General features: G+C 72.3%; 9 protein-coding genes. 2 read left to right on the top strand and 7 right to left on the bottom strand.

What is annotated here, in order from left to right:
* Positions 1-10: 10 nt before the first annotated feature.
* The 5 genes from ABZ478_RS27625 to ABZ478_RS27605 form a co-directional block, all read right to left on the bottom strand.
* On the bottom strand, positions 11-1552 hold the full coding sequence (locus tag ABZ478_RS27625; RefSeq protein WP_359553361.1) for an RNA polymerase sigma factor: 1542 nt from the start codon (positions 1550-1552) through the stop codon (positions 11-13).
* A gap of 433 nt (positions 1553-1985) precedes the next feature.
* A complete protein-coding gene (locus ABZ478_RS27620; RefSeq protein WP_359553360.1) occupies positions 1986-2873 on the bottom strand; it encodes a FadR/GntR family transcriptional regulator in 888 nt (295 codons plus the stop codon).
* A gap of 163 nt (positions 2874-3036) precedes the next feature.
* Positions 3037-5388, bottom strand: a complete 2352-nt coding sequence (locus ABZ478_RS27615) for an ATP-binding cassette domain-containing protein (protein WP_359553358.1) — start codon at positions 5386-5388, stop codon at positions 3037-3039.
* A 152-nt stretch (positions 5389-5540) separates the two neighbouring features.
* Complete coding sequence (locus ABZ478_RS27610; RefSeq protein ID WP_359553356.1) at positions 5541-6299, bottom strand: NUDIX hydrolase; 759 nt, start codon at positions 6297-6299, stop codon at positions 5541-5543.
* 285 nt (positions 6300-6584) lie between these two features.
* Positions 6585-8150, bottom strand: coding sequence for a DUF4192 domain-containing protein (locus ABZ478_RS27605; RefSeq protein WP_359553354.1), 1566 nt, complete (start codon positions 8148-8150; stop codon positions 6585-6587).
* A 186-nt stretch (positions 8151-8336) separates the two neighbouring features.
* On the opposite strand from ABZ478_RS27605, the gene ABZ478_RS27600 reads away from it, so the two are divergent.
* Both ABZ478_RS27600 and ABZ478_RS27595 read left to right on the top strand, forming a co-directional pair.
* Complete coding sequence (locus ABZ478_RS27600; protein WP_359553353.1) at positions 8337-10502, top strand: RecQ family ATP-dependent DNA helicase; 2166 nt, start codon at positions 8337-8339, stop codon at positions 10500-10502.
* Between the two features lie 286 nt (positions 10503-10788).
* Complete coding sequence (locus ABZ478_RS27595; protein WP_359553351.1) at positions 10789-11409, top strand: hypothetical protein; 621 nt, start codon at positions 10789-10791, stop codon at positions 11407-11409.
* Positions 11410-11705: 296 nt separating this feature from the next.
* On the opposite strand, the gene ABZ478_RS27590 is transcribed toward ABZ478_RS27595, so the two are convergent.
* Complete coding sequence (locus ABZ478_RS27590) at positions 11706-12323, bottom strand: hypothetical protein (RefSeq protein WP_359553350.1); 618 nt, start codon at positions 12321-12323, stop codon at positions 11706-11708.
* 68 nt (positions 12324-12391) lie between these two features.
* Positions 12392-13093, bottom strand: a complete 702-nt coding sequence (locus tag ABZ478_RS27585; protein WP_359553349.1) for a ribonuclease HII — start codon at positions 13091-13093, stop codon at positions 12392-12394.
* Between the last annotated feature and the right edge of the window lie 36 nt (positions 13094-13129).

Raw genomic sequence — 13129 nt, 5'->3', positions numbered from 1 at the left:
CGACCGGGACCTAGTCGAGGTAGTCGCGCAGCACCTGCGAACGCGACGGGTGGCGCAGCTTCGACATGGTCTTCGACTCGATCTGGCGGATGCGCTCACGCGTCACGCCGTAGACCTTGCCGATCTCGTCGAGGGTCTTCGGCTGACCGTCGGTGAGACCGAAGCGCATGGAGACGACGCCTGCCTCACGCTCGGACAGGGTGTCCAGAACGGAGTGCAGCTGCTCCTGCAGCAGCGTGAAGCTGACCGCGTCGGCGGGGACCACGGCCTCGGAGTCCTCGATGAGGTCACCGAACTCGCTGTCGCCGTCCTCGCCCAGCGGGGTGTGCAGCGAGATGGGCTCACGGCCGTACTTCTGGACCTCGATGACCTTCTCCGGGGTCATGTCGAGTTCCTTGGCCAGCTCCTCCGGGGTGGGCTCGCGGCCCAGGTCCTGGAGCATCTGGCGCTGCACGCGCGCGAGCTTGTTGATGACCTCGACCATGTGCACCGGGATACGGATGGTGCGGGCCTGGTCGGCCATGGCGCGGGTGATCGCCTGACGGATCCACCAGGTGGCGTACGTGGAGAACTTGTAGCCCTTGGTGTAGTCGAACTTCTCGACCGCGCGGATCAGACCGAGGTTGCCCTCCTGGATGAGGTCCAGGAAGAGCATGCCGCGGCCGGTGTAGCGCTTGGCCAGGGAGACCACCAGTCGGAGGTTGGCCTCCAGCAGGTGGTTCTTGGCGCGGCGGCCGTCCTCGGCGATGATCTCCAGCTCGCGCTTGAGCTTGGGTGCGAGCTTGTCGGCGTTGGCCAGCTTGTCCTCGGCGAACAGACCGGCCTCGATGCGCTTGGCGAGCTCGACCTCCTGCTCGGCGTTGAGCAGCGGGACCTTGCCGATCTGCTTGAGGTAGTCCTTGACCGGGTCGGCGGTGGCACCGGCGGCGGCGACCTGCTGGGCGGGAGCGTCGTCCTCGTCCTCGTCGGACAGGACGAAGCCCGCGCTCTCGGTGCCCTCGGGCTCGTCGGCGGCCTTGGTCTCCTCGAGGGCCTCGTCCTCGACCGGTTCGCCGTCGTCCTTCTTGGCGGTCGTCTTCTTGGCCGCGGTCTTCTTGGCGACCGTCTTCTTGGCGGTCGCCTTCTTGGCGGTCGTCTTCTTTGCAGCGGTCTTCTTGGCGGGTGCGGCTTCCTCGACGGGCTCGTCGGCGGCCGGGGCGGCGGGCGCGACCGGGGCGGCCGTGGTGGCGGTGGCCTTCCTGGTGGTCACCGTCTTGGCCGCGACCGTCTTGGTGGCGGTGCGCTTGGCCGGGCTCTTCGCTGCGACGCTCTTTCGGGTGCGCTTGGGCTCTGCTGCACTGACCATCAGCGTCACACCCTCTTCCTCAAGGATCTGGTTGAGGCTGCGCAGTACGTTTTTCCACTGAGTGGCCGGAATCTGGTCGGCTTCGAAGGCCCGACGCACATCGTCGCCGGCGATCTGCCCCTCAGCCTTTCCCCGCTCAATGAGCGCCATGACAGAGACGGACTCGGCGATCTCCGGCGGGAGCGTACGGGATGTGCTGGCCGACACGAACAACCTCTCGGAACGTTGGAAAACGGCTTCCGGCCCCGTCCACGACGGACAGGAGCCGACCACCGGCCGGGGATGGGCCGACGGAGCGGGCGGGGGCCGGGGAGATGCACAGCGCCTTGCCAGGCGTCCGTATTCCCTCCGCGGCTGTCACCTCTTAGGTCATCGCGCTGCTCCCACGAGCGTTACGCCCAATCTGCGTGGCCCGAGTCACACCCCATAAGCGATCAAAAGCTATCGAAGACCGGCATACAGGATCACCTGCGCAGCCGCCCCGTCGGCCGGGGTCGATCGCAGCCCGGCCACGGCGACGCCGGGCCCCGCCGGACTCCGAGGATTCCGGCGGGGGCCGGCGACGGCCGGTCCCCGAGCCCGGCCGCCGCGCCGGCCACGGCACCGCGGCAAACCGACGACCGCACCGCTGGGAAACGGGTCAATGCTCGCGCGGGGCGGGAACCACGCGCTCCACCTCGGGGTGGACGGTGAGCAGCTGACGCATTGCCGTCTCCGCCGCCGTGCCGTCGCCGGTGCCCAGCGCGTCGACGATCCGCGCGTGCAGCGCGAGGGAGGCCTCGTTCGGCCGGTCACAGCCCGTGACCGGTCCCCCGGAGACCTGGAGAGCGGCCGAGACGATTCCGGAGAGGTGCTCCAGCATGCGGTTGCCGGCGATCTGGATGAGCAGCGCGTGGAACTCGGTGTCGGCCCGCGAGAACGTCAGCGCGTCACCCTGTGCCATGGCGTGACTCATGATCTCGACCACGTCGGACAGGCGCTGCTGCACCTCCTCCCGTCCGTGCCCGGCGGCGAGGCGGGCGGCCAGCGGCTCGATCGTCCAGCGCAGCTCGCTCAGCTCGCGGCGCTGATCGTCGCGCTGGGGCCCGAAGGCCCGCCACTCGATGATGTCCGGGTCCAGGAGGTTCCAGTCACTGACGGGGCGCACGCGCGTACCGACGTTCGGGCGGGCGCTGACGAGGCCCTTGGCCTCCAGGACGCGGAGGGACTCCCGGACGACGGTACGGGAGACCTCGAAGCGCTGGCCGATCTCCTCGGGCACGAGCGGGCGGTCGGCCCCCAGGTCGCCCGATACGATCATCTGACCGAGCTGTTGAACGAGTTGGCCGTGCAGTCCGCGCCCGCGGCTGCCCGTGGCGCGCCGGCCCACGCGGCCCAGCTCGGGCTCCGCTCCCTCCCAGGCAGGCGCTCCGACCCGGTCGTTCACCGAGGCGTCGGTGTAGGGGTAGCGGTCGAGTTCGCCCGGGCCGACCAGACCGGAGTCTGAGGAGCGGGCGGCGGTCATCATGGTGTGCGCAAGGGTACTCACGCATCCTTTGTCGGCGTCGTCTTCAACTCCCTTGAGGTCTTTGGTGAAAAGCACACGAAAGGGTGATCGCTCACCGCGTCGCAATTGACGCCTTATCGGAAGGAAACGAGCCGTATTCGGGGAGTTGTTGGCATGCCGGGACCGGATGCGTTCGCAGCGGTGGTCATCGAACCCTGGTTCGCACGGTCGTGACCAGGTACGCACACAACAGCGCGGCCAGCGACAACGCCAGTGCGCCGCCGACCGGTTGGGCGACGACCCGGGCCGTGGCCAGCAGATAGCGCTCACCTCCGAAGGGCCACTGCGGCAGCAGCACCTGACGCATCCGCACGGGGAAGCCGGCCGCCGTCCGCACGGCCGGTCCGCCCAGCACCCACCGCAGGACGGGAACGAGGGCGATGGGCACGGCGAGGACGGCGGCGAGACCGGCCGTGGTGGACCGGAAGATCCCGGCCGCCAGTACCCCTGCCCAGGCGCAGCCGACCACAAGTCCGAACCAACTCACGCTCAAGGAAAGCCAGTCCGAGGGAACTTGGGTCAGCTCCCGGCCGTGGACGAGGTAGAGCACCTCGGCGTCGCAGCCCACCGTGAGAAAGGCCAGCATCACGGCGGTGGCTCCGGATACGAGGAGTTTGGCGGTGAGCAGGCCCAGCCGACGTGGCACGGTGCCGCGGTCCGCCGCCAGCGCGGGGTGACGGAACTCGTCCCCGAAGGACAGGGCGCCGAGCAGCCCCGCCGCGAGCGCCGCGGGTGGCAGCGGCAGTTCCCTCGGCCACGCGGCGAACAGCCGTGCCTGCGGGGTGTGACCGATCCGGGCGAGGAGTACGGCGGTGAGCGCGGACACCAGCAGTGCGGCCCCGCAGTTGAGGAAACCGGTGCCGATTCCCGCGGCGCGCCGCAGTTCGTAGCGCAGCGGGCGGAGGGGACCGCGAGCGGTGCGGACGGTGATGGGCGGCGGGAGGGGGGACAGGGCGTCGAGGGTACGGGCCGCGTCGGCGAGCGAGCGCGCCGGCGGTTCGGCCCGTGGCTGCCCGCTGCCGGGATGCCTGGCGCCCGGGTTCCGTGCGCCGGGCACTGTGGTGCCGGCCGCGGGCGTGTCGTCGGCGACCATGGTCGTGGCATCGGCTCTGGCTCGTGCGCCGGCGGTGGCCTCCGCGGAGTCGGCCTCCGGGGCAGGCACGTCCGAACGGGCACCGGCGGCGATCATGGAGGTGCCGGAGGCCGCCGCATCGGCGCCGCCCGTGGGCGCCTCGACTGCGGAAGCGGCACCGGCGGGTGCGCGGCCGGCAGCGGATGCGGCGTCGGACTTCGGCAGACCCTCCGTTTGCGGCCCCCTTGCGGTGTCCTCGCTCCTGGAGAGGGCGTCGCGCTTCCCCGTGGGCACCGGGCGGGGGCCGTCGGCGTTCCGCTCCAGCGCGTCGTCAGGCAGGGAGACACGGGACAACGACCGCTTGCGCTCCTCGGAGGGAAGAGCGGGCACCGCCGACGCGGGTACGGCGCTCCTCCCCTGCGACGACGAGCCGCACTCGCCCTGCGTCCGCCCCTGCGGGGAGTGCTCCGCGACGGCCCGGTCCCGCCCGGCGGACAGCGGCCCTCCGTCCGCGCTCTCGCCGCCCTCTGGACCCGCGCTGGACCCCATGTCACCGACTTCGTCGGCGAGTTGATGGACGAGGATGCCGTGACGGAAGGCGATCTCGCCGACATCGGCGGTCGTACTGCCGTACACCGAGAGGTGATTGCCGGCCTCTCGCACGACCTCGACGGAGCGCTGCGCGGTACGCGCCTCCTTGGCGAGCAGAGCTGCGAGGCGGGCGGCGTGGGGGCTGCGGACGGCCACGCGCGGACGCAGCCGGGTGCGGGCGAACTCCCTGCCCTCCTGGTCGGCGGAGAGCCTGCCGCCGTCCAGGGTGACGACCCGGTCGGCCGTGCGAGCCGCCTCCTTGGGGTCGGCCGTCGTGAACAGCACCGTGCCGCCCTGGTCCGCGTGGGCGCGCAGCATGCCGTGCAGCCAGCGCGCCTCGCGGGCGGACAGACATGCGGTGGGCGCGTCCAGCACGAGTGTGTGCGGGTCCGCCAGCAGGGCGCAGGCCAGTCCGAGCCTGCGGTCCATGCCGCGCGACAGGGTCCCGAGGCGCTCCTCGCGGAGGCTGACGAGACCCACGACCTCGAGCACCTCGTCCGCGCGGCGGACGGGGACACCGGCCGCCGCGCACAGCATGCGCAGGTGGCCGCGGACCGAGCGGGCCGGATGCCCGGGCACGTCCCCGAGGAGCACGCCGACTTCCCGTGACGGATGAGCGATCCGGTGCAGGGGCCGTCCCCGGAAGTGGGTGATACCGCGACCCTGTTGCAGTTCGAGCATGAGCCTGAGCGTCGTCGTCTTGCCCGCTCCCCCGGCTCCGTGGAGCACGGTGACATGACCGGCGCGCGCCTCGAAGGAGACGTCGTCGACGGCGGGCGGGTGCGCCTTGCGGGGGTTGCTGGTCAATCCGAAGGCCTGGATCACCTGCAGCAAGATAGCGCGCGATGTCCGGTTTTCCTGGTATCCCCCTATCTATTCTTCGGTGGTGCGCAAGTCGGGCGGGCTACGCGTCCGCCAATAGGCGGAAGGGGCACCGGCACGCCCCTGCCGGCATCGGCCGACACGGGTCCCGGCTGCCGTGTGCGTCAGACCTCGGGACGGAGCATCGGCGGGTTGAGCAGGGTGGCGCCCCCGGCCCGGAAGAGCTGGGCCGGCCGGCCACCCTGGCGGGTCGTGGTGCCGCCGGTGGGGACCAGGAATCCAGGCGTTCCGGTGACCTTGCGATGGAAGTTGCGCGGATCGAGGGCGACCCCCCACACGGCTTCGTAGACCCGTCGCAGCTCCCCCACGGTGAACTCGGGCGTGCAGAACGCGGTGGCCAGCGAGGAGTACTCGATCTTGGAGCGGGCCCGCTCGACCCCGTCGGCAAGGATCTGGGCGTGATCGAAGGCGAGCGGCGCCACGGGTTCGCCGTCGCGGCCGTATCCGCCTTGCTGGAGCAGTTCCTCGACCGGAGCCCAGCGCGCGTTGCTCGCGTCGCCGCCTGCACGGGGCGCGGGCAGATCCGGAGCGAGCGCGAGGTGGGCGACGCTGACGACCCGCATCCGGGGGTCCCGCTTCGGGTCACCGTAGGTGGCGAGCTGTTCGAGATGGGCGCCGTTGTCCTGGGCCGGCGCCGCGGGGTCGTGGGCGCTCAGCCCGGTCTCCTCGGCCAGCTCCCGGGCCGCGGCCTGGGACAGGTCCTCGTCGGCCCGTACGAAACCGCCGGGCAGCGCCCACCGCCCCTGGAACGGCGACTCACCCCTGCGCACCGCCAGCGCACACAGCGAATGACGGCGCACGGTCAGCACGACCAGGTCCACGGTGACGGCGAAGGGCGGAAAGGCTGACGGGTCGTAGGGCATGCGGCGATCATAGTCGTCTGCCTGACGATAAACACTCCCTTCCCCGACCGCCCCGACACGGGATACGCTTCGATCCGGTGTGGCGCGCGGACCGGGCTACAGATCTTCGAGCCGCCGGTGTCGCACGAGGTCAGACTCCTGCTGCGGGCCCTGAGACATGGAGTGCCTTCCACCCCGCCCGAAGCCCACGCCCTCTCCCGCCCCGGCTCTTCCGAGGCAGGCTGCCACGCGTCGAGGACGGCCGTTCCCCGCTTTCCTCCAGGAGCCGCCGGCCGCATTCGGCTCTCATCCCTCGCCCTCGCTCTCCCGGTGTCCACTCGCCGCGGTGCCACGGGACATGCCGTCACCCGCCCGGACACGGGCGGCACCCGGCTTGACGCTGCCCGGACGGGAAGGCCCGGTGCCCGACGGCTGGGGGCGGGAGCCGGCCGGGCGTCGGCCCCCTTCGTCCCCGCGCGCCGGCCGAGCAGTGCCGTCGACGGACTCCGCGGCTCGGGTTCGGCGTCGGCGCCGTGGGCCACCTGCCGTCCGGGCACGCTCGGCACCGGGGCCGCCGGACCGAGTGGTGACCACGGGTCCTTCGACGGGGGCGGGCGAAGGCTCATCGGACGCCGCCCCGGTCGCCGGAGCGGCCTGGCCCGCGGCCTCCGGTCCGACAGGCCGCTCACGTTCCGCGCGCAGAGCGCGGCGGATCGACTCGGGGTCGAGCCCTTCGTTGCACGCCTGATGCAGCAGCCGGGCGAACAGGTAGTCGGGGTCGGCGCCGAGGGCCATCGCGAGGGCCTCCCGGGCCTCCAGTTCGTCTCCGGACGACCAGGCCACCCAGCCCGCCAGGGTCAGTGGGGCGGCGGCGTGCTCGCCGTACGGACCCACACAGCGGCGGGCCAGCGCACGCCAGAGCCTCAGAGCGGGACCGGCGTCCTCGCCCTCCATCCACGCGGCCGCACGATCGCGGGTCGTGCGGTCCTGGAGCCCGAGAATCAGCGTCGCCGCCTCATCGTGCGCGAGCAGACCGTCGTCCCTGAGGTCCGCCTGGCGGGCACCGGACACCGGCGTCGCCGCGGCGAGCCGGCGGATGACCCGGTCGGCCAGCCCGAGGGTCTCCTCGGCCACGCGCACACGCTCGGCGTCGTCCAGAATGCGGGGCACCAGGGACATGCCTGCCGCGTCCAGGGCGACCTCCTGTTCCAGGGAGGCACCCGCTTCCCAGGGCAGCAGCCTGGCCCGCAGCTCGCGGAGCGTTCCGCGTACCTGGATCCCCGCGTAGGTGGCCGCGGCGGCCAGCACCGAGGTGCCGGGCAGGCCCATCGGCGTTCCGTCGTCGGGGCAGCATCCCTTGACCGGGCAGCAGTACGACCAGAACCGGCCGTCCGAGACGCACAGTGCCTCGATCACCGGCACGTCGAGGCTGCCGCATTCGGTGCGCAGGAGCTGGGCGAGCGGCTCGAGCCGCTTCATCACGTCCCCGCCTGTCTCGCCGGGGTCGGGTTCCTGGCAGACGTAGGCGACCATCTGCTCAGGCCGGGTGCCACGTCGCTCGCTGCCGGCCACCAGGCCCCGGGCCAGCTGCCGGGCCGCCTCCGGCCAGTCCTCCCGACTCGCCGGGATGCCCAGCCGGGCGCGGCCGCCGAACCGCCCGCGGCCCTCCCGGTCGTGCAGAGCGACCAGCACCATGCTGTCCTCGGGGCGGTAGCCGAGCAGGTACGGCAGGGCGTCGGCCAGCTCGGCGGGGGTGCGCAGCGTGACCTGGGGGTCCTGCGCGGACGGGTCGCTCGGTGGTCCGCTCAGTGGCACGTGCCCGGTGAGGTCACCGTTTTCGAAGGGTCCGGTCGTTTCGCCGTGATTCGTCATGCGCCGACGATCTCGCGGATCTCGTAATTCCGCTTGAGCCTGTGGACAACTCAAATCAGGGACACGACAAGACCCCCAACGGGTGACCGCTGTCGCGGGCGTTCTTCCACAGTCCGAGTGCCGAGGAGGGCCGCTCGCCGCCGCCGTCCCGCCCGGTTGTCAGTCTCGTCCTGTTGTATGGGACGCATGGAGCACACGAGCAACGCGGACCTCCGGGCGCAGGCCGACGCCGTCCTAGCCCGGCTCGTCGGGGACACGACGGCGACGGCGAGGCTGCGCGAGGACCAGTGGCGGGCGATCGAGGCGCTGGTCGCCGACCGGCGCCGGGCCCTGGTCGTGCAGCGCACGGGCTGGGGGAAGTCCGCGGTGTATTTCGTGGCGACGTCGCTGCTGCGAGCCAGAGGCAGCGGGCCCACGGTGATCGTCTCCCCACTGCTCGCGCTCATGCGCAATCAGGTAGAGGCCGCGGCCCGTGCCGGCATCCACGCCCGGACCATCAACTCCGCCAACACGGAGGAGTGGGAGGCCGTCCAGGCCGAGATCGAGCGCGGCGAGGTCGACGTGCTGCTGGTCAGCCCGGAGCGGCTGAACAACCCCGACTTCCGCGACCAGGTCCTGCCCAAGCTCTCCGCGGCGACCGGACTGCTCGTCGTGGACGAGGCCCATTGCATCTCCGACTGGGGTCACGACTTCCGCCCGGACTACCGCCGGCTGCGCACCATGCTGGGCGACCTCCCGCCCGGCGTCCCCGTGCTGGCCACCACCGCCACCGCCAACGCCCGAGTGACCGCCGACGTGGCCGAGCAGCTCGGCACCGGCGGTACGTCGAACGCCCTGGTGCTGCGGGGTCCGCTGGACCGGGAGAGCCTGAGCCTCGGCGTGCTGCGGCTCTCGGACGCGGCGCACCGGATGGCCTGGCTCGCCGACCACCTCGACGACCTGCCGGGCTCCGGCATCATCTACACGCTCACCGTGGCGGCCGCCGAGGAGGTCACCGCGTTCCTGCGGCAGCGCGGCCACACCGTCGCCTCGTACACCGGCCGGACGGAGAACGCCGACCGGCAGCAGGCCGAGGACGACCTGCTCGCCAACCGGGTCAAGGCGCTGGTCGCCACGTCGGCTCTGGGCATGGGCTTCGACAAGCCGGACCTCGGGTTCGTGGTGCACCTCGGTTCGCCGTCCTCCCCCATCGCCTACTACCAGCAGGTCGGCCGCGCCGGCCGTGGCGTCGAGCACGCCGAGGTGCTGCTGCTGCCGGGCAAGGAGGACGAGGCGATCTGGCAGTACTTCGCCTCGCTCGCCTTCCCCTCCGAGGACCTCGTCCGCCGCACTCTGGACGTGCTCGCCCGGTCCGACGGGCCGCTGTCCCTCCCCGCCCTGGAACCCCTGGTGGAGCTGCGCCGTTCCCGACTGGAGACGATGCTGAAGGTCCTCGACGTGGACGGAGCGGTGCGGCGGGTCAAGGGCGGCTGGATCGCGACCGGGCAGCCGTGGTCCTACGACGCCGAGCGGTACGCCTGGGTGGCCCGGCAGCGAGGGGCCGAGCAGCAGGCGATGCGCGAGTACGCGTCCACCACGACCTGCCGGATGGAGTTCCTGCAGCGGCAGCTGGACGACGAGGGCGCCAAGCCCTGCGGCCGCTGCGACAATTGCGCGGGGCCGCGCTTCACCGCCGACACCACGACGGCGGCGCTGGACGCCGCGCGCGTCGACCTCGGCCGTGCCGGGGTCGAGGTGGAGCCCCGCCGCATGTGGCCGACGGGACTCCCGGCGATCGGCATCAGTCTCAAGGGCCGCATCGCGGTCGCAGAACAGGCCTCGTCCGGGCGGGCCTTGGGACGGCTGTCGGACATCGGCTGGGGAAACCGGCTGCGGCCCTTGCTGGCACCCCAGGCCCCCGACGGGCCCGTGCCCGACGACGTGGCGCGAGCCGTGGTGGACGTACTGGCCGACTGGGCGAAGGGCCCGGGCGGGTGGGCTTCGGGGGCGGCCGGTGCCCAGGCCCGGCCTGTGGGTGTGGTCACTGTGGCCTCCCGCTCCCGGCCCGCACTGATCAGCTCCCTGGGCGCCCGCATCGCCGAGGTCGGCCGGCTGCCGCTGCTCGGCTCCGTGCAGTACGCCGGGGACGCACCCCGGCTGCCGCGCAGCAACAGCGCCCAGCGGCTCAAGGCCCTCGACGGCTCGCTGACGCTGCCGCCCGCCCTCGCCTCCGCGCTCGCCGAGGCGCCCGGTCCGGTCCTGCTGGTCGACGACTTCACCGAGACCGGCTGGACCCTCGCCGTCGCGGCACGCCTGCTCAGAAGGGCCGGCGCCGAAGGGGTGCTGCCCCTGGTGCTGGCCGTCCAGGGGTGACAGCGCACCCCCGCGAGCCGGGCAGGCGCGGCTCGGGGGGACACGGAGGTGCCACGGAGGAGCGCCAAAGGGGTCGTCAGCGTCCCCTGTGGGTAGGGATATAAGCCACGCACCGCCAGATAACCGTCGGCGGCTCCAATTGCTCGTTGCCGCATCCAAGTTCGACAGGAAGAATTGAAGTCCGCTCCCCGCACGGCTCGCCCATGATCCGTGGGCTTCGCCGCGGTGCGCGCTCCCCCGAATCCGACCTCGCCCGCAGTGTGGGCGCGTAGCCGAAGGGAGGAACGTGACCTTCGGATTCGCCTCGTCCTCGGCGGCCTCCTTGTCGACGTCCGCGTCCGCCGCTTCCGCCAGTCGCCTGCTCGAGCCCGCGGAGTGGGCAGCCGCCGGAATCCCCCTGCTGCGCAACCCGCGGGAAATCGTCAGCGGGCTGCATGCCCGCCATCGTCCCCGGCCGTCCATGGCGGTCGTGGCCGTCCTGGATCCGGAGGAACGGCTGTGCGCCAGCGCGTCGTTCATACGGCGCCCCGCACCGGCCGACGGCTGGATGTTCCGCAACGCGCTGCTGGCCCAGCTGCGTCGGGTGATCCCGCACGACCTGCGCCGCCGTACCCCGGTGCGCACCGCCGTGCTGCTCTACTGCCGTGAGGGCGAAGCGCGTTGGACCGAAGAGGACGGGGCCTGGATGTGGGGACTGCGTGACGCCTGCACGCTGCACGGGCTGCGCTGCGGGGCGTACATCACGCTGACCGGGGACGGCTGGCAGGTCCTCGGTGAGGGACGGGGCGGACGCCATCCGAACGCCCACTCGGAACCCGAGCCCTTCGCCATGTCGCAGGCCCCGCCCCTGCCTCCCCGCACCGGTGGCCCGGTCTCCGAGGTCCTGCGCCGCGCGGCCGCACGCTGACGCCGGCCCGTCCGGGAGCTCGGGGCTCCGGACACGTCCGGCGCACGGCACGGGCCGGTCACCGGGCGCGCCGCGGCTACGGCTGACGACGGCCGCCGGCCCTGCGCAGGCCGCCCACGCACTGCCACGGGACGCCGCCTTCCCACACCGCCGCTGCCGGCTCCCGGCAACGGGGCCGGCTCGCACGAGGGGAAGAGCCGCTGCAAGGTCGTCCGGGCATGCCGAAAGCCGCGCCGTACGGATGTCGTCGGAGCGGCTCTTCGTCATGCCCGGTCCCGCGGGGGCCGGGACGTGTCTCAGACGCCTGCGCCCAGCAGCGCGTTGATCTGCTGCGGGTCACCGCAGACGATCAGCAGCGCACCGGCCCGCGAGTGGGCCAGCGGGAGGGCGGTGGCGGCGGAGTCGCCGTTGACGGCCGCGACGACCACGGGCCGGGTCGCGGCACGGGAGGCGTGGACGGCGTCCGTGTAGAAGACGTCGTCACCGGCGTCGTGCTGCCTCCAGTAGGAGGCCTCTCCGAAGGACAACTCGTGCTCCGCCCACGGGTGCTGGGAATCGGTGGTGATCACCAGCACATCTCCGGGGGCGCGGCCCGAGTCCAGGAGGAGGTCCACTGCCTCTTCGGCGGCGTCGAGCGCACCCTCGGCCGAGGCAGGGATCAACTGGATCTGCGGAGTCGCCGGTGTGGCGGTGGGAGCGGTGGCGGTGGGAGCGGCCGGGCCCGACGGGGCCGGCTTGGCCGGAGCCGCGTCACGCGAAGCGCGCTGCACCGGCGGCGCGGGCCGCGGGGGGCCTGGACGACCGGGGCGGGACGGAGCCGCGGGACGGGGGCCGGGTACGGGGCGTGGGGTCGGCGCGGTGCGGGGACCCTGGGCACTCTCGTGAATCTGAGGCTCCTCGGGAATGAGAGGCATGAGCTGATTTTTATCAAACGTTGGTGCGGCACGGTCAGCCGGGTGGCACATCAGTGCGAGCGGAACCGTCAGAAGTCGAAGCCGATCTGACCCTCGATCTCCGGAACGCTTCCGTCCGCCCAGCTGCGGACCTTCTTGAGGTGCCGCCACTGGGGCAGCGCATCAAGATACGCCCACGACAAGCGGTGGTACGGGGTGGGCCCCCGCTCCTCCAGTGCCGCCTTGTGCACGGGCGACGGATACCCGGCGTTGTCCGCGAATCCGAAGTCTGCATGGTCGATACCCAGTTCGGCCATCATTTTGTCGCGCTGAACCTTGGCGATCACCGACGCCGCCGCGACGGCCACGCAGGACCGGTCACCCTTGATGACCGTGCGCACCTTCCACGGGGTACCGAGGTAGTCGTGCTTGCCGTCGAGTATCACGGCGTCCGGGCGGACCGGCAGCAGGTCCAGGGCGCGGACGGCGGCGAGCCGCAGCGCTGCCGTCATCCCCAGGGAGTCGATCTCCTCGGGGGACGCATGCCCCAGGGCATAGGCCGTGACCCAGGACTGCAGTATCCCGGCCAGTGCGGTGCGCCGCTTCACGGTCAGCAGCTTGGAGTCGGTCAGGCCCTCGGGCGGCCGGCGCAGTCCGGTGATCGCCGCGCAGACGGTGACGGGGCCCGCCCACGCGCCCCTCCCCACCTCGTCGACACCGGCGATGACCTTCGCTCCGGTCGTGGCGCGCAGGGAGCGCTCGACGGTGTGTGTAGGTGGTTCGTACGGCATGGCGCCCTTAGGTTACGCCGCCGACAGGGCCGCGCG

Origin of the sequence: Streptomyces sp. NPDC005706, from assembly GCF_040631045.1 — a bacterium.
In the GTDB taxonomy this organism is placed as follows: domain Bacteria; phylum Actinomycetota; class Actinomycetes; order Streptomycetales; family Streptomycetaceae; genus Streptomyces.
This window is presented reverse-complemented; position numbering and strand designations above follow the sequence as displayed.